General features: G+C 75.6%; 14 protein-coding genes. 5 read left to right on the forward strand and 9 right to left on the reverse strand.

Annotation, left to right across the window (positions count from 1 at the left end; all coding sequences use genetic code 11):
- Window positions 1-41: 41 nt before the first annotated feature.
- The 3 genes from ACZ58X_RS13785 to ACZ58X_RS13795 all read right to left on the reverse strand — a co-directional run bounded on the left by ACZ58X_RS13785 (window position 42) and on the right by ACZ58X_RS13795 (window position 7259).
- Entirely contained in the window at window positions 42-3329 is a 3288-nt protein-coding gene (locus tag ACZ58X_RS13785) for a UvrD-helicase domain-containing protein (RefSeq protein ID WP_470333850.1), read from the reverse strand.
- Between the two features lie 119 nt (window positions 3330-3448).
- Window positions 3449-6784, reverse strand: coding sequence for an ATP-dependent helicase (locus ACZ58X_RS13790; RefSeq protein ID WP_470333851.1), 3336 nt, complete (start codon window positions 6782-6784; stop codon window positions 3449-3451).
- Window positions 6785-6881: 97 nt separating this feature from the next.
- The gene (locus ACZ58X_RS13795) at window positions 6882-7259 is read right to left on the reverse strand and encodes an MGMT family protein (RefSeq protein WP_470333852.1); all 378 of its coding nucleotides are present in this window, start codon (window positions 7257-7259) and stop codon (window positions 6882-6884) included.
- A 134-nt stretch (window positions 7260-7393) separates the two neighbouring features.
- Between ACZ58X_RS13795 and ACZ58X_RS13800 the strand changes: the two genes are divergently transcribed.
- On the forward strand, window positions 7394-10132 hold the full coding sequence (locus ACZ58X_RS13800; protein WP_470333853.1) for a flippase-like domain-containing protein: 2739 nt from the start codon (window positions 7394-7396) through the stop codon (window positions 10130-10132).
- 84 nt (window positions 10133-10216) lie between these two features.
- Here ACZ58X_RS13800 and moeZ read toward each other — a convergent pair whose 3' ends face one another.
- The 5 genes from moeZ to ACZ58X_RS13825 form a co-directional block, all read right to left on the reverse strand.
- Window positions 10217-11395, reverse strand: a complete 1179-nt coding sequence (gene moeZ / locus ACZ58X_RS13805) for an adenylyltransferase/sulfurtransferase MoeZ (RefSeq protein WP_470333854.1) — start codon at window positions 11393-11395, stop codon at window positions 10217-10219.
- A gap of 229 nt (window positions 11396-11624) precedes the next feature.
- Window positions 11625-12635, reverse strand: coding sequence for an NAD-dependent epimerase/dehydratase family protein (locus ACZ58X_RS13810; protein WP_470333855.1), 1011 nt, complete (start codon window positions 12633-12635; stop codon window positions 11625-11627).
- 97 nt (window positions 12636-12732) lie between these two features.
- Entirely contained in the window at window positions 12733-13812 is a 1080-nt protein-coding gene (locus ACZ58X_RS13815) for a hypothetical protein (RefSeq protein ID WP_470333856.1), read from the reverse strand.
- On the reverse strand, window positions 13812-15560 hold the full coding sequence (locus ACZ58X_RS13820; protein WP_470333857.1) for a DUF3492 domain-containing protein: 1749 nt from the start codon (window positions 15558-15560) through the stop codon (window positions 13812-13814). The genes ACZ58X_RS13815 and ACZ58X_RS13820 overlap by 1 nt, the downstream gene beginning before the upstream one ends.
- 342 nt (window positions 15561-15902) lie before the next feature.
- Window positions 15903-16805 (reverse strand): alpha/beta fold hydrolase, encoded by a 903-nt coding sequence (locus ACZ58X_RS13825; RefSeq protein WP_470333858.1) that lies wholly within the window; start codon window positions 16803-16805, stop codon window positions 15903-15905.
- Window positions 16806-17060: 255 nt separating this feature from the next.
- Between ACZ58X_RS13825 and ACZ58X_RS13830 the strand changes: the two genes are divergently transcribed.
- The 3 genes from ACZ58X_RS13830 (at window position 17061) to ACZ58X_RS13840 (ending at window position 18546) form a co-directional block, all read left to right on the forward strand.
- A complete protein-coding gene (locus ACZ58X_RS13830) occupies window positions 17061-17720 on the forward strand; it encodes a TetR/AcrR family transcriptional regulator (protein WP_470333859.1) in 660 nt (219 codons plus the stop codon).
- Window positions 17721-17854: 134 nt separating this feature from the next.
- On the forward strand, window positions 17855-18082 hold the full coding sequence (locus tag ACZ58X_RS13835; protein WP_387924918.1) for a DUF3107 domain-containing protein: 228 nt from the start codon (window positions 17855-17857) through the stop codon (window positions 18080-18082).
- Between the two features lie 137 nt (window positions 18083-18219).
- Window positions 18220-18546 carry a hypothetical protein gene (locus ACZ58X_RS13840; protein ID WP_470333860.1) on the forward strand — a complete coding sequence of 109 codons (327 nt, stop codon included), beginning with the start codon at window positions 18220-18222 and terminating at the stop codon, window positions 18544-18546.
- 18 nt (window positions 18547-18564) lie between these two features.
- On the opposite strand, the gene ACZ58X_RS13845 is transcribed toward ACZ58X_RS13840, so the two are convergent.
- Entirely contained in the window at window positions 18565-19293 is a 729-nt protein-coding gene (locus ACZ58X_RS13845) for a ferritin-like fold-containing protein (RefSeq protein ID WP_375884817.1), read from the reverse strand.
- 700 nt (window positions 19294-19993) lie between these two features.
- Here ACZ58X_RS13845 and ACZ58X_RS13850 point away from each other — a divergent pair.
- A partial coding sequence (locus ACZ58X_RS13850; RefSeq protein WP_470333861.1) for a DEAD/DEAH box helicase occupies window positions 19994-21838 on the forward strand: 1845 nt, incomplete at its 3' end.

Below are 21838 nucleotides of genomic sequence, written 5' to 3' on the forward strand. Positions count from 1 at the left end.
TCGGACGTCGGCGCGATGACTTGGGTGCTCTGCGTGACTCATTAGTCACTGTTCCCGATCAGGAGCCGTTCCAACTCTTTTCGGCCGGGAAGTCGTTCCGGACGGACGATCCGTCCGCTGCGGACGTACAGGAACGACGCCGTGACCTGCTCGGGATCAACGCCCGCCTGCTCCGCCCAGGCCAGCCGGTAGACCGCGAGCTGCAGCGGGTCGGCGGTCTCCTCCCGGTGGGTCTTCCAGTCCACCACTTCGTAGCGTGACGCACCACTGGATTCCGACACCCCGTCACCGTCCCGGTAGACCGCGTCGATCCGGCCGCGCACCACCCGCCCCGCGAGCACCAGGTGGAACGGGGCCTCCACCCGGTACGGCCGGCGGTGGGCGTACGGGGTGCGCAGGAACGCCTCCTTGAGCTGCTCCAGGTCCCGCTCGTCCTCGATGCCGTCGTCGTCGGCGCCGGGCAGCGCGCCGGGCTCGATCAGCAGCAGCGGCTCGATCCGGGACTGCACCCAGGCGTGGAAGCGGGTGCCGCGCCGGGCGGCGGGCTGCGGGGGGCGCGGCATCGGCCGGGCCAGCTCGTGCGCGAAGCCGTCCGGGTCGGCGGCCAGCCGCAGCAGCTGGGTGGCGGACAGCGCGGGCGGCAGCGGCACCTCGCGGGCGGTGCGCCGGGAGCGCTCCAACTCCCCCAGCAGCGCGGTCAGGTCGCGGTCCCAGGAGGCGACCTGGCGCTGGTCCTCGACGGCCATGGGTTCCGGCTCACCGGCGGGCCGTCCGGCCAGCCGGCCGCGCACCACCTCGGCGACCCGGCGGCGGGCGTGCTGGGCGGCCGGGTCCAGCGGCAGCGGCCAGGGGCGCTCGACGGCGGCGGCCAGCGCCGGGTTCTGCGCGCCCTTCTCCGGCTGCTCGGCCCAGTGCTCGACCTCGCCGGCACCGGGTTGCTCGCAGTGGGCGCGCAACTGCTCCAGGAACGCGGACGGGCCGCGGACGGTCTTCTGGCTGGGCCCCCACCAGTGCCCGGAGGCCAGCAGCAGGGCGCGCGGGCGGGTGAACGCGACGTAGCCCAGGCGCAGTTCCTCGGTGCCGGAGTGCTCGGCCAGCTCCTTCTTGAACGCGGCCATCGACGTGGACGTCCAGCCGCCGCGCACGTCGGGCAGGGTCGCGGCGTCGCCGCGCAGGGCGTGCGGGAGCACGCGCTTGGTGCTGGTCCAGCGTTCGCGCGGGCTGCCGGACGGGAACGCGCCCTTCACCAGGCCGGGAACGGCCACCACGTCCCACTCCAGGCCCTTGGACTTGTGCGCGGTGAGCACCTTCACGGTGTCCTCGCCGCCGGGCAGGCTGCTGTCCAGGCCGCGCTCGTACTCCTGGGCGGCGCGCAGGAAGCCGAGGAAGGCGGCCAGTCCCGGGTCGCCGTCGAGGTCGGCGAAGGAGGCGGCGACGTCCAGGAAGGCGTGCAGGGTCTCCCGGCGGCGGGCGGCCAGCGCCTGCGGGGAGGCGGACAGCTCGACCTCCAGGCCGGTGACGGTCAGCACCCGGTGCAGCACGTCCATCAGCGGGTCGGCCAGCGAGCGGCGCAGCTCGCGCAGTTCGGCGGCGAGCCGGGCGAAGCGCACCCTGGCCTCGGCGGAGAACGGCAGGTCGTCGGGCTGGTCCGCCTCCAGGAAGGTCTCGACGGCGTCGGCCAGCGAGACCACCTCGGTGGGGTCGGCCTCGGCGACGGCCGCGGCCAGCGCCGCCACGCCCTCGGGCCGCTCGGTGCGCACCAGTTCGGCGGCCCGGCGGCCGAGCAGGGCGAGGTCGCGCGGGCCGATCCGCCAGCGCGGGCCGATCAGCAGCCGCACCAGGGCGGCGTTGGCGGTCGGGTCCTGGAGCACCTCGCAGACCGCCACCAGGTCGGCCACCTCGGGCAGTTGCAGCAGCCCGCCGAGGCCGACCACCTCGACCGGGACCTCGCGGGCGACGAGCGCGGCGTGGATGTCGGGGAAGGCCGCGCCGCCCCGGCAGAGCACGGCGATCCGGCCGGGCGCGGTGCCGGTGCGCACCAGGTGGGCGATCGAGTCGGCGAGCCAGTCGACCTCCTCGGCGTGGGTGGGCAGCAGCGCGGCCCGTACGTAGCCGTCCTGTTCGGCGCCGGGTGCCGGGCGCAGTGCCTCGACGCCCTCGTGCATGGCGCGCAGCGGGGCGGCGAGCTCGTTGGCGAAGGCGAGCAGTCGGCCGCCGCTGCGGCGGTTCTCGCTGAGCGCGTAGCGGTCGGCGGGGCGGCCGTCGGCCTTCGGGAAGTGCCGGGGGAAGTCGTCGAGGTTGGCGACGGAGGCGCCGCGCCAGCCGTAGATGGCCTGGCAGGGGTCGCCGACGGCGGTCACCGGGTGGCCTCCCCGGCCGGGCCGGCTCCCGCCCCCGCCCCCGGGGCCCGCGGCCTCAGGGCCCATCTGCTCGGGGCCCGCGTCCTCGGCGCCCGCCTCCTCGGGGCCCGCGCCGAACAGGCCGGCGAGCATCAGCCGCTGGGCCACCGAGGTGTCCTGGTACTCGTCCAGCAGCACGACCCGGTACTGGCCGCGGAGCAGTTCGCCGACCTCGGGGCGCTGCTGGGCCAGGCGGGCGGCGGCGGCTATCTGGTCGCCGAAGTCCATCAGCCCGGCGCTCCGCTTGCGGCGGCGGTACTCCTCGACCAGGCGCAGCAGTTCCAGCCGGGCGCGGGCGGTGGCGGGGACGGCCCGCAGGTCGTCGTTGCCGAGCTTGACGGTGGCGAGGGTGTCGAGCAGCTGCTCGTCGTGGGCGCGCAGGGCGGCGGGCTCGACCAGGTGCTCGGCGAGTTCGCCGTCCAGGGCGGTGAGGTCGGCGACCAGGTTGGCGAAGGTGCCGGTGAGGGCGGGGAAGGGGCCGCGGGCGGTGCGCAGCACCTTGGCGGCGAGCTGGAAGCGGGTGGCGTCGGCGAGCAGCCGCACGTCCGGCTCGATGCCGATCCGCAGGCCGTGCTCCTTGAGCAGGCGGCCGGCGAAGGCGTGGTAGGTGGAGATCTCGGGTTCGCCGAGCGGCTCGCCCTCGTCCCGGTCGGCGATCCCGGCGCGGAGCAGGGCGGTGCGGACGCGTTCGGCGAGTTCGCCGGCGGCCTTGTTGGTGAAGGTGAGGCCGAGCACCTCCTCGGGCCGGACGGCGCCGGAGCCGACCAGCCAGACGACCCGGGCGGCCATCACGGTGGTCTTGCCGGAGCCGGCCCCGGCCACGATCACGGCCGGGGCGAGGGGGGCGCCGATGGCCGCCATCTGTTCCCGGTTGAACGGGATGCCCAGCAGCTCCTTGAGCTGGTCGGGATGGCTGAGCACGGCGGTCACCCCGCAACCGTAACCGGAACGGCGGACATTCCCCGTCCGGGCGTCACCCGCCCGTTCCCCGCCCGCCCCGCCGCCCGACCACCGCCGGACCACCGCCCGACGGGCCGCGCGCCGGCCCGCTACTCGACGAGCTGCGCCCCGTCGCGCTGGGCGGAGCAGCTGCGGCGGAAGGAGCAGCGGTCGCAGCCGCCGCCGGTCTGCGGGACGAAGCGTTCGGCGAGGACCTTGCCGGCGGCCTCGGCGAGCAGGTTCTCGATCCACGGCTCGCCCTCGGGCGGCTCCTGCCGCTGCACCTTGGGGGCGTCCGGGTCGGCCTTGGCGGCGGCCTCGCGCAGGTGGACGAGTTCGGCGCCGCCGGTGGCCGGGGGGTGCTCGGTGAAGCCGGGCAGCTCGTTGAGGGCGCCGGCCCGGACGGCCAGCTGGTAGACGGCGAGCTGCTTGTGCTCGGGCAGCGACTTGTCGGTGGGGATCTGCTTGCCGGTCTTGAAGTCGACCACGTAGGCGCGTCCGGCGTGGTCCTTCTCGACCCGGTCCATCGAGCCGCGGATGCGCACCGCGACGCCGCCGACGTCGAGGGTGACGTCGAAGCCGTGCTCGGTGGCGACCAGGTCGCGGCCGCGCTCCAGGACGTGCCAGTTGAGGAAGCGCTCCAGGGCGGTGCGGGCCTCGCCCTTCTCCTGCTGGGACTTCCAGGGGGCGTCGAAGGCGAGGGCGTCCCAGACGGTGTCCAGGCGGGCCATCAGGACGGCGAGGTCGGCGGGGGTTCGGCCGGAGCCGACCTCGTCGGCGAGGGCGTGCACGACGTTGCCGAAGCCCTGGGCGGCGGTGCCGGGGGCGCGGGCCTTGACCTCCTTGTCGAGGAACCACTGCAACGAGCAGTTCTCCAGCTGCTCCAGGCCGCTGCCGGACAGCCGGACGGGCGCGTCGGCGCTGCGCAGCGGCTCGGGGGCGGAGGTGGCGTCGTCCAGGCCCCACCAGCGGTCGGGGTGGGCGGCGGGCACCAGCGGCAGCCCGTCCTCGTCGGTGGCGGCGGCCAGGGTGGCGAGGCGTTCGGCGGCGGCGCGGCGCAGTTCGGGCGAGCGGGCGGGGTCGACGGTGACGGCGCGCAGTTCGGCGACCAGGGCGGCCACCGAGAGCGGGCGGCGCGGGCGGTGGGTGACGTCCTCGACGGTGACCGGCGGGGTGCGGCGCACCACCTTGCCGGTGCGCGGGTCGACGTCCTCGCGGTAGAGCTCGCGCAGGAAGCGGGAGGGTTCGTCGCCGTCGTCGGCGGGCGCCTTGACGGCGGTGACGATCAGCCGTTCCTTGGCGCGGGTGGCGGCGACGTAGAAGAGCCGGCGCTCCTCGCCGAGCAGGGCGGACGGGGAGAGCGGTTCGGCGAGGCCGTCGCGGCCGATCCGGTCGGCCTCCAGGAGGGAGCCGCGGCGGCGCAGGTCGGGCCAGAGGCCGTCCTGGACGCCGGCGACGACGACCAGGCGCCATTCCAGGCCCTTGGAGCGGTGGGCGGTCATCAGCCGCACCGCCTCGGGGCGGACGGCGCGGACGGTGAGGGTGTCGGCGGCGATGTCCTGGGCTTCGAGTTCGGCGAGCAGGTCGAGGGCGCTGCGGTGGCCGGTGACCTGCTCCTCGGCGCGGGCGGCGGTCTCGAACAGGGCGCACAGCGCGTCCAGGTCGCGGTCGGCGTTGCGGCCGGCGGCGCCGCCGCGCAGGGCGGCGCGCTCCAGGCGTTCGCGCCAGCGGCGGCTGCCGTCCCACAGCTCCCACAGGGCGTCCTCGGCGGTGCAGCCGCCGGCCAGCAGTTCGCGGACCTTGCGCAGCAGGGTGCCGAGGTCGCGGGCGCGGCGGGCGGTGGCCGGGTCGAGCGCGATCAGCCGCTCGGGTTCGGCGAGGGCCTCGCGGATCAGTTCGCCGGCCGGGCGGGGGGCGGTGTGGGCGAGGCCGTCGGCGCGCAGCGCGGCGCGTTCCTCCTCGCGCAGGGCGCGGCCGAGGCGGCGCAGGTCGGAGCCGTCGAGGCCGCCGAGCGGGCCGGTGAGCAGGGCGTGGGCCAGCTCCTCGGTGAGCGGGTCGGCGGCGGGCGGGCCGGGGGTGTCGAGGAGGGCCTGCTTGTCGCGGGCGGCCTGCTCGGCGCAGACCCGCAGGGCGAGCAGCAGTTGGGCGACGGCGGGTTCCTCGCGCAGCGGCAGGTCGTCGCCGTCGATCTCCAGCGGGACGCCGGCCGCGCCGAGGGCCCGCCGCACGCCGGGGATGGAGCGGGCGCCGGCCCGGACCAGGACGGCCATCTCGCCCCAGGGCACGCCGTCCTCCAGGTGGGCGCGGCGCAGCAGGTCGGCGATCGAGTCGAGTTCGGCGCCGGGGGTGGGGTAGGTGTACACCTCGACCCGGCCGCCCTCGCGGGAGGGCAGCAGGGCGCGGTGCTGGGCGAGTTTGTCGGCGGGCAGCCGGCCCATCGGCATCCGGCGGGCGAGTTCGCGGGAGGCGGCGAGCAGCAGGGCGCCGGAGCGGCGGGAGACCCGCAGCACCTTGACCTCGGCGGGGGTGCCGTCGGGGCGGCGGAAGGCCTGGGGGAAGTCGAGGATGCCGTTGATGTCGGCGCCGCGGAAGGCGTAGATCGACTGGTCGGGGTCGCCGACGGCGACCAGGTCGCGGCCGCCGCCGGCGAGCTGCCGCAGCAGCCGGACCTGGGAGGGGTCGGTGTCCTGGTACTCGTCGACGAGGACGACCTCGTAGCGGCGGCGCAGGTCCTCGCCGATCTCGGGGCGTTCGGCGAGCAGGACGGCGCGGTGGACGAGTTCGGCGTAGTCGAGGACGCCGCGCAGGTCGAGCACGTCGAGGTAGTCGGCGAGGAAGTGCGCGGCGGCGGCCCAGTCGGGGCGCTGGACGCCCTGGGCGAAGCGTTCGAGTTCGTTCTCGCCGAGGCCGAGTTCGCGGCTGCGGGCGAGCACGGCGCGGACTTCGTCGGCGAAGCCTCGGGTGGTCAGGCAGGCGCGCAGGTCGAGCGGCCAGGCGATCCGGCCGCGCCCGTCGCGGGCGTCCTCGGCGCCGCCGGCCAGCAGTTCGCGGACCATGACGTCCTGTTCGGGGCCGGAGAGCAGCCGCAGTGGTTCGGCGTAGTCCTCCGGGTCCTGGTGGGCGCGCAGCAGGGCGTAGCAGAAGGAGTGGAAGGTGGTGGCCTGCGGGGCGGCGGCGGTGGAGCCGAGCCGGCCGGACATCCGGTCGCGGAGTTCGACGGCGGCCTTGCGGCTGAAGGTGAGGACGAGGATCTTCTCGGGGTCGGTGCCGTCCTGGATCCGCCGGGCGACCGCCTCGACCAGGGTGGTGGTCTTGCCCGTGCCCGGTCCGGCGAGGACGAGCAGCGGGCCGCCGGTGTGCTCGACCACGGCGCGCTGGTAGGCGTCCAGCACGGGCGGGTCGGGCTGGACGAGCGGGTTGCGCACGAGCCGGTAGGGCGAACTCACGAACGGGTCCTGGGGTTGTACGGAGAGGCATGGCCGGGGCGGGCCCGTCGAGGGATCGCGGAGGGCCCGCCCGTATCGAGCCTACGATCCTGCCCCGTCAATCCCGTCCGCGCGGAGGGTTCGGTGAATTCTCCCCGCCGTCCCAGCGGGCCCGCCGGAGGTCGACCCGGGGCGGGTCGGCGAGGTCGCGCAGCGGGGTGCCCTCCTCGCCGTAGTGGGCGAGGGCGCGGTGCTCGTGGCCGGGCAGCAGGCGGCCGTCCGCGCGGATCACCCGCCACCAGGGCACCGAGCCGCCGTACAGGGCCATCACCCGGCCGACCTGCCGGGGGCCGCCCTGGCCGAGGTACTCGGCGACGTCGCCGTAGGTCATCACCCGGCCGGGTGGAATCCGCTCGGTCAGGTCGAGCACCAGTTCGGCGAACGGTGGTAGGGCGTCCGGGACGCCGTCGTCTGTTACGTCCGTCACCTGCGGCATTCTTCCTCACAGGGACGCGCGCGCGTCCCCGTACGAACGACCCGCCGCGCCCGATCCGGCCCCTGTCCAGCACGGGGGGCCGGGGCATGCCACCATCTTCGGGGCGGTGAGTGGTGATACGAGGACAAGACCAGATGACCGGGACGGCTGACGTGGGCGTGGACAAGGACTCCGACGAGTCCGGATCCGTCGTGCCCCCGGCGCCCGGTGACGAGTCCGAAGGGCGGCCCGGGAGCGGGCCGACCCCGGAAGTCTCCCTGATCAAGGACCTGACGATCAAGACCCCCACGCCCGAGAAGGCCCCCGAGGCCGCGGCGCGGCCGCCCGCGCCCGCCGCCCCCGTCCCCGCACCGGCGGCGCCGGCCGCGCGGACCGAGTACCACGACCCGCTGGACGACGCCCCGCACCTGGACGTCGACGAGCCGCTGCTCGCCGCCCGCGCGCACCGCCCGTCCGACCTGATCCGCTTCCTGGCCGGGGTCTTCGGGATAGTCGCGGTCTTCGTCCTGGCCGGCATCGCCACGTCGACGACCACCGGCATCGAGCAGGACATCGCCACCAACGCGCCGCACTTCTCCGCGGTGCTGTCCACCATCACCGGCCTGGTCTCCAGCGTCGCGGTGCTCGCCGTGCCGCTGGCCTTCGCGGTCGAGCGGCTGATCAAACGCGACGGCCTGCGGGTCGCCGACGGCGTGCTCGCCTCCGTGCTCGCGTACGGCGTCTCACTGGGCATCGACTGGTGGGTCGCCGAGGGCGCCTCCGAGCACATCCGCACGGCGCTGACCCGGCTGCCGCTGGACAGCAACGGCAGCCTCACCGACCCGGTGCACGGCTACCTCGCCCCGGTGATCGCGTACATGACGGCCGTCGGCATGTCGAGCAGACCCCGCTGGCGGGTGGCGCTGTGGGTGGTGGTGGTCTTCAGCGGGGTCACCGAGCTGCTCGGCGGCTACACCACCCCGCTGTCGCTGATGCTCACCGTGCTGATCGGCTGGTCCGTCGCCTACGGCACGCTGTACGCGATCGGCTCCCCCAACATCCGGCCCACCGGCCAGCACCTGATGATCGGCCTGCGCAAGGTCGGCTTCACCCCGGACGGCGCCCACCGCGCCCCGGACGCCCCCGGCGGCACCCGCCGCTACTACGTCACCCAGCAGGACGGCCCGCCGCTGGACGTCCACATCATCGACCGCGAGCAGCAGGCCTCCGGCTTCTTCTACCGGGCCTGGCGCCGGCTGCGGCTGCGCTCGGTGGCGGTGCGCCGCAGCCCCCAGTCGCTGCGCCAGGCGCTGGAGCAGGAGGCCCTGATCGCGTACGCGGCGGCCGCCTCGGGCGCCCGCGCGCCGCAGCTGGTGGCCACCTCCGAGCTGGGCCCGGACGCCGCGATCCTGGTGTACGAGAACGTCGAGGGCCGCACCCTGGACGAGCTCGCCGACGAGGAGGTCACCGACCGGGTGATGGCCTCGCTGTGGCAGTCGGTGGCGGCCCTGCACGAGCGCCGGATCGCCCACCGCCGGCTGACCGGCGAGTCGCTGCTGGTCGTCGACGACGAGACGGCCTGCCTGGTCAACCTGTCCGGCGGCGACATCGCCGCCACCGACCTGACCCTGCGCATCGACGTCGCCCAGCTGCTCACCACCTTCGCGCTGCGGATCGGCCCCGAGCGGGCCGTCGCCACCGCCAACGCGGTGCTCGGCGCGGACCGGGTCGCCCAGGCGCTGCCGCTGCTCCAGCCGGTCGGGATGAGCCGCTCCACCCGGGTCGACCTCGCCAGGCTCACCAAGGAGCGCAAGACCGCCGCCCGGGCCAGGGCCCTGGAGCAGGTCGCGGCCGGCGAGCGCACCCAGGAACAGGCCGAGGAGGACATCGCGGTGGCCGGCGAGGACCTGCTCAGCCGCATCCGCGGCCAGATCCTGCAGATCGCCCCCGAGGCGCCGATGGAGCCGGCCAAGCTGGAGCGCCTCAAGCCGAAGAGCCTGATCATGGTGATCGCGCTCACCTTCGCCGCCTACCTGGCGCTGACCACCATCAAGCCGGCCCAGCTCAAGCTCTCCCAGATGAACTGGGCGTGGGCGGCGGCGGCCCTGCTGGCGGCCGCGTTCAGCTACGTCGCCGCCGCGATGAGCCTGACCGGCTTCGTCCCCGAGCGGCTGCCGTTCCGGCGCACCGTCGCGGCCCAGCTGGCCGGCTCCTTCGTGAAGCTGGTCGCCCCCGCGGCGATCGGCGGCATCGCGCTCAACACCCGCTACCTGCAGAAGGCCGGGATCCGCCCGGGCCAGGCGGTCGCCTCGGTCGGCGCCTCCCAGCTGGCGGGCCTGGCCGGGCACCTGCTGCTGCTGTTCAGCTTCGGCCTGATCACCGGCAGCCAGACCAACGGCGACCTCTCCGCCTCCCGGGCGGTGATCATCGGGGTGCTGACCGCGGCCGTGCTCGCCCTGGTGGTGGCCGCGGTGGCGCCGCTGCGCCGCTTCGTGCTGGGTCGGCTTCGCTCGCTGTTCTTCGGCGTGGTGCCGCGGATGCTCGACCTGATGCAGACGCCCAGCAAGCTGGTCACCGGCTTCGGCGGCATCCTGCTGCTGACCCTGTCCTTCACCGCCTGCCTGGACTTCTCGGTGCAGGCCTTCGGCGGCGACGTCAGCTTCTCGGCCGTCGCGGTGGTCTTCCTGACCGCCAACGCGGCCGGCTCGGCGATCCCCACCCCGGGCGGCATCGGCCCGGTCGAGGTGGCCCTGATCGGCGCCCTGACCGTCGCGGACGTCTCCCCCGCGGTCGCCACCCCGGCGGTGTTCCTCTACCGGGCGCTCACCTTCTGGCTGCCGGTGCTGCCGGGCTGGATCGCCTACAACGTGCTGCAGCGCAAGCACGCGCTCTGAGCGCGGCGCGCGCGGACGGCTCAGGGCCCCACCGCCGAGCGGTGGGGCCCTGGTCGTCCGTCCTCCGGCCGTACGTCCGGCGCCCTAGTAGACCGGCTTGTGCGGCTCGATCTGGTTCACCCAGCCGAGCACGCCGCCGCCCAGGTGCACGGCGTTGGCGAAGCCCGCGGCCTTGACCACGGCCAGCACCTCGGCCGAGCGCACGCCCGACTTGCAGTGCAGCACGATCTTCCGGTCCTGCGGCAGCTTCTCCAGGGCGTCGCCCATGAGGAACTCGTTCTTCGGGATCAGCACCGCGCCGGGGATGTTGACGATCTCGTACTCACCGGGCTCGCGGACGTCGATGAGGTAGATGTCCTCCTCGTCGTCCTGCCACTGCTTGAGCTGCTTCGAGGTGATGGTCGAACCGGCGGCGGCGGCCTGCGCCTCCTCCGACACGACGCCGCAGAAGGCCTCGTAGTCGATCAGCTCGGTGACCGTCGGGTTCTCGCCGCAGACCGCGCAGTTCGGGTCCTTGCGGACCTTCACCTGGCGGTAGTTCATCTCCAGGGCGTCGTAGATCATCAGCCGGCCGACCAGCGGGTCGCCGATCCCGGCCAGCAGCTTGATCGCCTCGTTCACCTGGATCGAGCCGATGGACGCGCAGAGCACGCCCAGCACGCCGCCCTCGGCGCAGGACGGGACCATGCCCGGCGGCGGGGCCTCCGGGTAGAGGCAGCGGTAGCAGGGGCCGTGCTCGGCCCAGAAGACGCTGGCCTGACCGTCGAAGCGGTAGATCGAGCCCCACACGTACGGCTTGCCGAGCAGCACCGCGGCGTCGTTCACCAGGTAGCGGGTGGCGAAGTTGTCGGTGCCGTCCACGATCAGGTCGTAGCCGGCGAAGATCTCCATCACGTTGGAGTTGTCGAGGCGCTCCTCGTGCAGCACCACCTCGACGTACGGGTTGATCTGCCGCACCGAGTCGCGCGCGGACTCCGCCTTGGAGCGGCCGATGTCGGCCTGGCCGTGGATGATCTGGCGCTGCAGGTTCGACTCGTCGACCACGTCGAACTCGACGATGCCCAGCGTGCCGACGCCGGCCGCGGCCAGGTACATCAGCGCGGGCGAACCGAGGCCGCCGGCGCCGACGCAGAGCACCTTGGCGTTCTTCAACCGCTTCTGCCCGGCCATCCCGACGTCCGGGATGATCAGGTGGCGGGAGTACCTGCGGACCTCGTCGACGGTGAGCTCGTCGGCCGGCTCGACCAGGGGTGGCAACGACACGGGGACTCCGATGGGTCTCTTGTTCAGGCGGCCGGGGCCAGCCTCGGACGGGGTTGTTGCACCGCCACTCAGGTGGCTCTCTAGGCCAACAGTGTCATGCCCCACCGGTATTCCGAGACAGCTCGTCCGATGGGCGAGACGGGCCGCGCCGGATCGTGGAACCGCCCGCCGGGCGCCCCGGAGCGCCCCCGGCCCGTGGTTGCGGGCCCGGGGCGCTCCCGCGCCGCGCTCACACCCGGCAGGCCGTCTCCAGCCAGACGTCCCCCAGCGACTCCTCCAGCGGTACCTGTGTCCGCCAGCCGAGACGGTCCCGGGCGGTCCGCACGTCCGCCTGCCGCCACGGCACCGGCTCCCCGGGGGCGGGACGGCCCTCCGGCCGGTGCCCCTCCGCCCGGTGGCCCGGCAGGTACGGCCCGGACGGGTGGTGGCCGTGGCCCGGCAGGTGGTCGCCGCCCGCCCCGGCGGCCTGCGCGGGCAGCAGGACCTGCCGGTTCTCCTCCACGATCGACCCCTCGAAGCCCGACGCCCGGACCAGCAGCTGGGCCGCGTCCCGGGCCCGCACGGCGTGCCCGCTGCCCACGTTGATCACCCCGGTGGCGGCCGAGACCGCCGCCGCCTGGATCGCCCGGGCGACGTCCCGCACGTCCACGAAATCCCGGTATCCGGACAGGTCCGGCATCCGCACCTGGTTCTCGTCCCGCTCCAGCGCCCGCCGCAGCCCCTCGGCGAGGCGCCCGAACAGCGAGGCGGTCGGCGCCCCCGGACCCACCACGTCGAACACCCGCAGCACCGCCGCGTCCAGCCCCGAGGCCAGCACCAGCTCCGTCCCGGCCAGCTTGGAGACCCCGTACGGGCCGACCGGCCGCGGCTCGGCCTGCTCGGACACCGGCACCCCGCCGGGCACCGGCCCGTACTCGGCGGCCGAGCCGACGTGCACCAGCCGGGCCGGTTCCCGGCTGCGCCGGATCGCCTCGCAGACGGTCGCGACGGCCAGCGTGTTCGACCGGATCAGGGTCCGCGAGCTGCCGTAGGTGGCACCCGCACAGTTGATCACCACCTGCGGCGCGACCGCGTCCAGGAAGCGGGCCAGCGCACCCGGACTCCCGGCGGTCAGGTCGAAGCGGATGTCGGCCGAGTCGCGCCGGCCGAGCACCGTCACCTGCAACTCCTGGTCCATCAGCAGACGATCGGTCACCCGGCGGCCGATGAAGCCGTCGGCGCCCAGCAGCAGCACCCTCATCGGGGGCGTCCTTCCACGAAGCGAGGTCGGGGACGACCTGGCGGACTGAAAAACAGCGAACGAGATCTGACGGGTCTGACGGGTCTGGCGGGAAGGCTCAGCGGTGCGCGCCGGCCCGGCCGAGCAGCGCCCAGCCGTGGGCCAGCAGCACCGCCGCGACCGCGCCGCCGCCCAGCAGGACGGCCGACGGCCAGGGGCGGCCCAGCGCGAGCGGCACCGCCGTCGCGACGGGCCCGGCCAGGGCGCCCAGCGCGGCGGCCGTCGTCCGGCCGCAGCGCGCCAGCAGCGCGGGCAGCACCAGCAGCAGGCCCAGCACGCCCTGCGCCGCCCACGCCGCGGGGCCGGCCCGCTCGGCGGCCAGGTGCAGCAGGCCGCCGCCGTGGCCGGGCCCGGGGCGCGGCGCGACCACCGCGAGGACGGCCAGCGCGGCGTAGCTGAGCACCGCGAGCACGGCCAGGTGCAGCGCGACCGCGACCGGCAGCACCGGGCGCATCCGGGCCCGGAACTCGGCCAGGGTGCGGGCGGCCCCCAGGTGCCCCCGGCCGACCTGCCGGTACCAGCGGGCCGCCCGCTCCGCCGAGCCCGCCGACACCGCGGCGGCCAGCACCAGGGCGGCGGCCAGCGGCCGGTCCCGGCCCGGCGCCGCCAGCGGGAGCAGCAGCAGCGCGGCCAGGCCCAGCCCGTGGCCGAGCGCGGCGGGGCGCAGCCGGGAGCCGACGGGCCGGGGCGGGGTGCGGACCGGGCCGAGCTCCGCCGGGCAGGGCGGGCCGCACGGCGGCGGGGCGGGCTCGGCCGGGGCGGTTCCGGTCAGCGCGGGCAGCAGCACCAGCGGGACGGCGGCGGGCAGCAGCACCGGCCAGCGGGCGCCGAGCGCGGCCACCGCGGCGCAGGGCGGCGCGGCCAGCGCGGCGGCGGTCAGCGCCGCCCGGGCGGCGGCCGCGCAGCGCCGCGGTTCGGGCGGCTCGGGGGGCTGCGGCCGCCGGGGCACCCGGGCGTACAGCTCCTCGGCCAGCGAGAACAGGTCGGCGTGCCGGCAGCGCGCCGCAGCGTCCGGGCCGAGCCCGGCCTCCTCCAGCCCGGCGGCGATCTCCAGCGGGTCGACGGCGCGCTCGCACAGCTCCCGGTGCTCGGCCATCAGCTCGCGCACCGGGTCGGCGCTGACCACGGGGCCGGACATCAGACGGCCTCCGCGAGGGCGGGGCCGGCGGGCCGGGCCGCCGGTTCGGTGCGCACCGGCAGGGCGGCGAGCTGCCCGGCCGGGCGGCGCGGTCCGGGCGCGGGCGGCGCGTCGGTGTCCTCGGTGTGCGGCCCGGGGGCTGCGGCGCCGTCCTCCCGGTCCTCGCCGCTGTCCTCGCCGCGGTCCTCGTCGCGGCCGCCGGCCGGACCGTCGCTGAGCCAGTACTCGGCGGGGCGCGCGAACGGGCGCGGCGCCCGTCCGCCGTGGTCCGCCCCGCCGCCCCCGGGGAAGGCGGGGTACTGCGAGACCAGCTCCAGGTAGATCTCCCGGAAGGCGCCGGTCACCGGCTCGACGGCGAAGCGTTCCTGCGCCCGCAGCCGCCCCGCCAGGCCGAGCCGGGAGCGCCGCTCCTGGTCGCGCAGCAGTGCCAGGCAGGCCCCGGCCAGCGCGCGCGGGTCGCGGGCGGGCACCAGCAGCCCGGTGGGGCCGACCACCTCGCGGGCCACCCCGACGTCGGTGGAGACCACCGCGCGGCCGCTGAGCATGGCGTCGGCGAGCAGCCGGGGGCTGCGCTGGGAGAGCGCGGAGAAGACCGCCACCGTGCCGCCCTGCCAGGCCTCGGCGAGCGAGCCGGGCCGGCCGGCGAAGTCCACCGCGGCGGTCACCCCGAGCCGTTCGGCGACGGCCGCGCAGTGCGCCCGGTAGCCGGGGGCGGCCTCCTCGCCGTGCAGCACCAGGCGGGCCGCGGGCAGTTCGGCGCGGACCCGGGCGAAGGCGTGCAGCACCAGTTCGGTGTCCCGCCCCGGCTCCAGCGGGCCCGCCCAGACCAGGGTGGGCCGCTCCGGCTCCGGGCCGGCCGCCGGGCGGTCCACCGCCGGGGTGCCCTCGTGGACGACCCGGGTGCGCGTCGGATCGGCCCCGCAGCGGCGCTGCCACTGCTGGTCGTGGGCGCTGCCCGGGGTGAGTATCGCGGCCTGCCGGTAGGTCTCCTCGGTGAGCGCCCGGAAGAAGGACAGCAGCAGCGCCCGGGCCGGCGTGCGGGTCCCCCCGGCCGACGACCGGGGGAGGTGCGGCGCCTCGCGGTGGCCGAGGTACTGCTCGCGCAGGTGCAGGCCGTGCTCGGTGACCACGAAGGGCACCCCGTGCAGCTGCCGGGCGACCAGGGCGGGGAGCGCGGCCGGGCCGCCGCCGACCACGTGGCACAGGTCGGCGGCGCCGAGGCCGCCGGGCCCGGTGCCGTACCAGGGCGCGGAGAGCGGGCGCAGGCACTGCTCCAGCAGGTCAGCGGCGACCAGCACGTCGCGGACCAGCGGCTGTCCGGCCGAGGTGTCCACGCCGGGCAGCCGCCAGGTCCGCTCCAGGACCCGGCAGGCGTGGGCGGAGGCGAGGAAGGCGGGCAGGGTGCCCCCGTCCTCCCGGGCCAGCGCCGCCAGCCGGTACAGCCCGGCCCCGAAGCCGGCCCGCTCCGCCGGCAGCACCAGCGCCCGCACCAGCTCCTCGTACGCCCGGGCGTACTGGCGTCTGCGCAGCGCCCCGGGGGCCCGGCCGCGCGGCCGGCGGCCCCACAGCGCGAGGTGGTGGGTGCCGGGCCGGGCGGGCGAGGGCCGGGGGCCTGGGCCGTCCTGGCCGGTGAGCAGGTACAGCTCGAACTCGTGCTCCGGCAGGCCCTCGGCCAGCCGCTCGCACCAGGCCCCGGCACCACGGTCGGGATGCGGGCGGGCACCCTCGGTGAGCAGCGCGACGCGCACGGGAGTCCTCCTTCTGCCTCGGAGCGGGGGCGGTGACGGCGGCCTCGGTCAGGGCCGACCGCCCCCCGCATCCCTGGGACGCCCCCTGGGCGGGGGGCACGGGAGCCGCGGGGCCGTACGCCGGGACGCTTGCTCGGGCCGTGCGCCGTGTGCTCCGGCGTCAGCGGTCCTCCCCCACACCTGTTCGGTCCGGCAGCAGAAAGGTAGGACCGGCCCGGGGCGATCCATCGGTCACATGCCTGGCTGCCACCTGAACGAGTGAACCGCCGTGACCTCGCCCGGGACCGGGCCGTTAGCGGGCGCTGTACGGCGTTCCGGTACCGCTCCGGTACCGCCCGCCGCTCAGCGGGCGGTGTCCGCGATCAGCTCGCGCACGGCCCGGGCGACCGCGTCGGGGTGCTCCATCATCGCCACGTGCCCGGACTCGGGCAGCACCAGCAGCCGGGCGTCGGCGAAGGCCGCGCAGGCCCGCCGGGCGGAGCGGTAGGCGACCAGCCTGTCGCGCAGCCCGTACACCAGCAGCACCGGCGCCGCGACCTGTTCGGCCTGCCGCCACAGCGCCTGGTCGCCGCGCTCGGTGTAGGCGGAGACGATGCCGCGGGCCGAGCCGATCAGGGCGGGCATCGCGTGCGGCTGCGCCAGCCGGTGCCGGTACTCGGCCACCGCCTCGGCGCGGGCGGTCGGGCTCAGGCCGGCCGGGTCGCCGTAGACCAGGCGCAGCAGGTCCTCGGTGGCCGCCTCGGCGTCGCGCCGCCCGGCCGGCAGCCGGCGCAGCAGGGCGGGCAGTCCGGGCAGGGCGAGCAGGCCGGTGGGCCAGGCGGAGCGCTGCGGGGGCAGTTCGGGCAGCGCGGGCGAGACCAGGGTGAGGCTGCGGACCAGGTCGGGGCGCAGCGCGGCGAGCCGGACCGAGACGGCGCCGCCGAGCGAGTTGCCGAAGAGGTGGACGGGGCCGCGGCCGGCGGCCTCCAGGTAGCCGATGACGGCGCGGACGTGACCGGAGAGGCTGAGGTTGCCGTCGGCGGGCGGGCCGGAGCGGCCGAAGCCGGGCAGGTCGACGGCCTCGCCGTCGACGAGGTCGGAGAGCCGGTCCATCAGCGCGGTCCAGTTGCCGGCCGAGCCGCCCAGGCCGTGCACGAAGAGTCCGGGCTCGCGCCCGTCGGCGGCGCCCGCTTCGGCGGGCCGGTGCACCGCGAGCACCGCGCCGGGGACCTCGACCGTACGTACCTGCTGCTCAGCGCTGCTCATGGTGGACGATGGTAGTGAGGCCAGGTCGGGGGCGGCGGGGGTGGTCCGGCCTCCCCGGCCCCGTCCCGTCCGCCCGCCCCCTCCCTCGTCCCATCCCTCGTCGCACCACTGCCGACGCCGAGGTCAGCGCCGTATTGTGGGCTCCTGACAAGCGGCCGGACTGCTTTTCTCGCCTTCGCCAGGGGCGGGCGCGGTTACCGAAAAGTAGAATCGGCCCTCTTGCCAGCCCCGAAGAACCCCGAAGTGAGGAGCGCCGTGACGGCCATCCAGGAGGCGCAGGAGCGCCCGCGCGGTGCCCGCCTGCCGCGAAGCGCCCGCCGTGAACAACTGCTCGGTGCCGCCCAGGAGGTGTTCGTCGCGCAGGGTTACCACGCGGCCGCCATGGACGACATCGCCGACCGTGCCGGGGTGAGCAAGCCGGTGCTCTACCAGCACTTCCCCGGGAAGCTGGAGCTCTACCTGGCGCTGCTGGACAAGCACTGCGACGCCCTGGTCGAGTCGACCCGCGACGCCCTGGGCACCACCACCGACAACAAGCTGCGGGTGGCCGCGACGATGGAGGCGTACTTCAACTACGTCTCCAGCGAGTCGGGCGCGTTCCGGCTGGTCTTCGAGTCGGACCTGACCAACGAGCCGGCCGTGCGCGAGCGGGTGGAGCGGGCCTCCGAGGCGAGCGCGACGCTGGTCAGCCAGGTGATCCAGGAGGACACCGACCTGCCGGAGGCGGAGTCCAAGCTGCTGGCGGCCGGGGTCTGCGGCCTGGCCCAGATCACCGCCCGGTACTGGCTGTCGCAGGGTCTGGAGATCCCGCGCGACGAGGCGGTGCGGCTGGTCGCCAGCCTGGCCTGGCGGGGGCTCAAGGGCTTCCCGATGCACCCGGGCGACCTCGCGCCGGAGGGTTCCGCCCAGCGCTGAACGATCCGCTGACCTTCGCCTGGGCGGTGATCGGGTGCTCTATGGTGAAGCCGTACGGCGCGGTCGCCGTGGCCGCTTGTCCCAGGCGGTCCGTCGCCGCGCGTGGAGACTGCCAACCCGGAGGGACGGAAGCCGTGGAGGTCAAGATCGGCGTGCAGAACGCGCCGCGCGAAATCGTGATCGAGAGCTCGCAGACTGCCGATGAGGTCGAGAGCGCGGTCGCGAAGGCGCTGGAGGGCTCCACCAAGCTCTTCTCGCTCACCGACGAGCACGGCCGTCGCGTCATCGTCCCGGCCGAGCGCCTGGCGTACGTGGAGATCGGCGAGTCGGCCGCCCGCAAGGTGGGCTTCGGCACCGCCTGAGCCGCCGCGAGCCGGTCCGTCCGGTGCCCCGTTCCCGCCGAGGGAGCGGGGCACCGTCGCGTGTACGGGCAGGTCGGCCTGGGTACGGCGACAGGTGCGGCACCGGTGCCGCACGCCCGTTCCCCGGGGAGGCCGCCGTGCTGGTCGAGTCGTTCGTCTTCGTGCTGGTCGGCCTGGCCGCGGCCGCCGCCGCGCTGCTGGGCCTGCCGGGGTACTACCGGGCCTCCCGCCCGCTGGTGGTGGGGACGGCCCTGGCCTCGGCGCTGCTCGGTGGGGTGGTCGCGCACTTCTGCCTGGACGGTCGCCAGCCGGTGGCCACGGTGGCGTTCTCGGCGCTGGCCGCAGGGGTGGTCACCTCGCTGCTGGCCCGGCCGGACCTCGCCGCCGGGCGGGCCCCGGCCCACCGGCACCACCCGCACCGGGCCGGCGCCCACCGCGCGCCGCGGCGGCACCGGCCGGCCTGACGGCCCCCGGGCGCGGTCTCAGGAGGCCAGGCCGAGGGCGGCCATCCGCCGGGTGTGCGCCTCGGTGATCCGGTTGAACATCTTGCCGACCTCGACCAGGTCGAATCCCTGCACCTGCACGCCGCCGACCAGCAGGTTGGAGAGCGCGTCCCGCTCGGCGACGACCCGCTGGGCCTGGCTGAGCGCCTCGCCCATCAGCCGCCGGCCCCACAGGGCGAGCCGGCCGCCCGCCCGCGGGTCGGCCTCGATGGCCTGGCGGACCTTGTCGACCGCGAACTGTCCGTGGCCGGTGTCGGACATGACGCTGAGGACCAGGTCCCGGGTGTCGTCGTCCAGTCGGACGGCCACCTCGCGGTAGAAGTCGGTGGCGATGGCGTCGCCGACGTAGGCCTTGACCAGGCCCTCCAGCCAGTCCGAGGGCGCCGTCATCCGGTGGAACAGCTCCAGCGGCTCGACGAAGGGGCGCATCGCCTCCTGCGGGTCGGCGCCGATCTCGGCGAGCCGGTCGTGCAGCCGCTGGTAGTGCTGGAACTCGGCGGAGGCCATCCGGGCCAGGGCCGCCTTGTCGGCGAGGCCGGGCGCCAGCTTGGCGTCCTCGGCGAGCCGCTCGAAGGCGCTCAGCTCGCCGTACGCGAGCGCGCCGAGCAGGTCGAGCACCGCCGCGCGGTAGCCCGGTTCGGCCGAGCACGTGGCCCAGTCGCCGATCGAGCCGGGCGCGCCGTCCTGCGTCTCACCATGGGTCTCCATGACCCGCCACCTTAGTCCCGCCCGGGCCCGCGCCCCACCACCGGACGCACCCCGGTGACCTGCCGGATCGGCTCTCCGGGCACCCGTCGGCGGAGGCGGTGTCAGACGCGTCACGTGTTCGAGTCGTCGCCTGACTGTATGGTGGTACGGAGCCCCGTCGTGCTCGCACGGTGCCACCGCCGTCTCGGTGGCCCGCACGAGCCCGCTCCGTAGCGGCAGCGCGTCCTCCGGACGTGTCCGCACCGGAGGCACGGGTACTCACGTACGCGGATGCCCGGTCGGAGAGCCGATCGGCTCCGACCATGGCTTGGACTTCAAGCCTTGGCACCGCATCAGTGGCCGAGCGAGGGCCGCCGAGACCACGCCCACCTGGCGGAGGTCCCGCGCAGGTCCCTCACGGGAACCCTCCCCGACGCCGCCGGCGACGCGCCCCGCCATCGGGCCGCGCGCACCGGCCGGCCGCAGGGACCGGCGCGGTTGTGCGTCCGCTCAGCTGTACTCGGGGCCGCCCAGGCCCGTACACAGCCGCGCGGCTGCCCGCCCGCCGCTCGCTCTCGGCCCCTCCGAAAACGGAAGAGGCAGCACCCTGTCCACCACCGCTGAACCCATCAAGACGACGTTCCGGGACCTGGGGATCCTCCCGGAGACCGCCGAGGCCCTCGAGGCCGTCGGCATCGTCCATCCCTTCCCCATCCAGGAGATGACCCTCCCGGTCGCGCTGACCGGCCACGACGTCATCGGCCAGGCCAAGACCGGCACCGGCAAGACCCTCGGCTTCGGTCTGCCGCTGATCGAGCGCGCCGTGGTGCGCGCCGACGTGGACGCCGGCCGGGCCACCGAGGAGCAGCTCTCGGACTTCCCGCAGGCGCTGATCGTCGTCCCGACCCGCGAGCTCTGCACCCAGGTCACCAACGACCTGCAGACCGCCGGCAAGGTCCGCAACGTCCGCGTGCTCGCGGTCTACGGCGGCCGGGCGTACGAGCCGCAGGTCGAGGCGCTCAACAAGGGCGTCGACATCGTGGTCGGCACCCCGGGCCGACTGCTGGACCTGGCCGGCCAGAAGAAGCTGAACCTGTCCAAGGTCCGCGCGCTGGTCCTGGACGAGGCCGACGAGATGCTCGACCTGGGCTTCCTGCCCGACGTCGAGAAGATCATCACCATGCTGCCGGCCAAGCGGCAGACCCTGCTGTTCTCGGCCACCATGCCGGGCCAGGTCATCAGCCTCGCCCGCCGGTACATGAGCCAGCCGACCCACATCCGGGCCGCCGCCCCGGACGACACCGGCGCCACCGTCGCCAACATCGAGCAGCACATCTTCCGTGCCCACTCGCTCGACAAGGTCGAGATGGTCTCGCGCATCCTCCAGGCCGACGGCCGCGGGCTGGCGATGATCTTCTGCCGCACCAAGCGCACCGCCGCCGACGTCTCCGACCAGCTGACCCAGCGCGGGTTCGCGGCCGGCGCCGTCCACGGCGACCTCGGCCAGGGCGCCCGCGAGCAGGCGCTGCGCGCCTTCCGCAACGGCAAGGTCGACGTGCTGGTCTGCACCGACGTGGCCGCCCGCGGCATCGACGTCGAGGGCGTCACCCACGTCATCAACTACCAGTGCCCCGAGGACGAGAAGACCTACCTGCACCGGATCGGCCGCACCGGCCGGGCCGGCGCCTCCGGTACGGCCGTCACCCTGGTCGACTGGGACGACATCCCGCGCTGGCAGCTGATCAACAAGGCGCTGGACCTGCCGTTCAACGAGCCGGAGGAGACCTACTCCACCTCGCCGCACCTGTACGAGCTGCTCAAGATCACGCCGGGCACCAAGGGCGTGCTGCCGCGTTCGGAGCGCACCCGGGCCGGGCTCGGCGCGGAGGAGATCGAGGACCTCGGCGAGACCGGCGGGCGGGGTGCCCGCACCGGTCGCGGCGGTGCCCGCGGCGGGCGGGCCGGCTCGGGCCGCCCGGCCGTCGAGGCCCCGGCGGCGGAGGAGAAGCCGCGCCGCACCCGTGAGCGCCGCCGCACCCGCCGTGGTTCGGAGGTCGGCGAGGGCGAGGCGGCCGTCGCCGCGACGGTGACCGAGGCGGCTCCGGCCGTCGAGGGCGCCGAGGGCGAGGCCGCGCCGCGCCGTCGCCGCCGCCGTTCGCGCGGTGGCGCCGCCTCGGGCGAGGTCACCCCGGTGGCCGCGGCCGAGGTCGTCGCCGAGGCGGCCGCGGTGGTCGAGGCCGCCGTGGTCGCGGCCGAGCCGATGGCTTCGGAGGCCCCGGTGGCCGAGGAGAAGCCGCGCCGGACCCGGACCCGCAAGCCCAAGGCCGAGGTGGCCGAGACCGCGGAGGTCGTCGAGGCCACCGCCGTCACCGAGGCACCGGCCGAGGCCCCGGCGGAGAAGAAGCCGGCCCGCACCCGGACCCGCAAGCCCAAGGCCGAGGCCACCGAGACCGCGGAGGCCGTCGAGGCCGCCGCCGTCACCGAGGCACCGGCCGAGGCCCCGGTCGAGAAGAAGCCGGCCCGCACCCGGACCCGCAAGCCCAAGGCCGAGGCCACCGAGACCGCG

The sequence above is a fragment of the Kitasatospora sp. NPDC040550 genome (genome assembly GCF_055594965.1).

Bases quoted from the DNA above. Each gene is read 5' to 3' on its own strand.
- ACZ58X_RS13795 (WP_470333852.1), bottom strand. From the start codon at position 7,259: ATGCCGCAGGTGACGGACGTAACAGACGACGGCGTCCCGGACGCCCTA.
- ACZ58X_RS13800 (WP_470333853.1), top strand. From the start codon at position 7,394: ATGACCGGGACGGCTGACGTGGGCGTGGACAAGGACTCCGACGAGTCC.
- ACZ58X_RS13810 (WP_470333855.1), bottom strand. From the start codon at position 12,635: ATGAGGGTGCTGCTGCTGGGCGCCGACGGCTTCATCGGCCGCCGGGTG.
- ACZ58X_RS13815 (WP_470333856.1), bottom strand. From the start codon at position 13,812: ATGTCCGGCCCCGTGGTCAGCGCCGACCCGGTGCGCGAGCTGATGGCC.
- ACZ58X_RS13825 (WP_470333858.1), bottom strand. From the start codon at position 16,805: ATGAGCAGCGCTGAGCAGCAGGTACGTACGGTCGAGGTCCCCGGCGCG.
- ACZ58X_RS13845 (WP_375884817.1), bottom strand. From the start codon at position 19,293: ATGGAGACCCATGGTGAGACGCAGGACGGCGCGCCCGGCTCGATCGGC.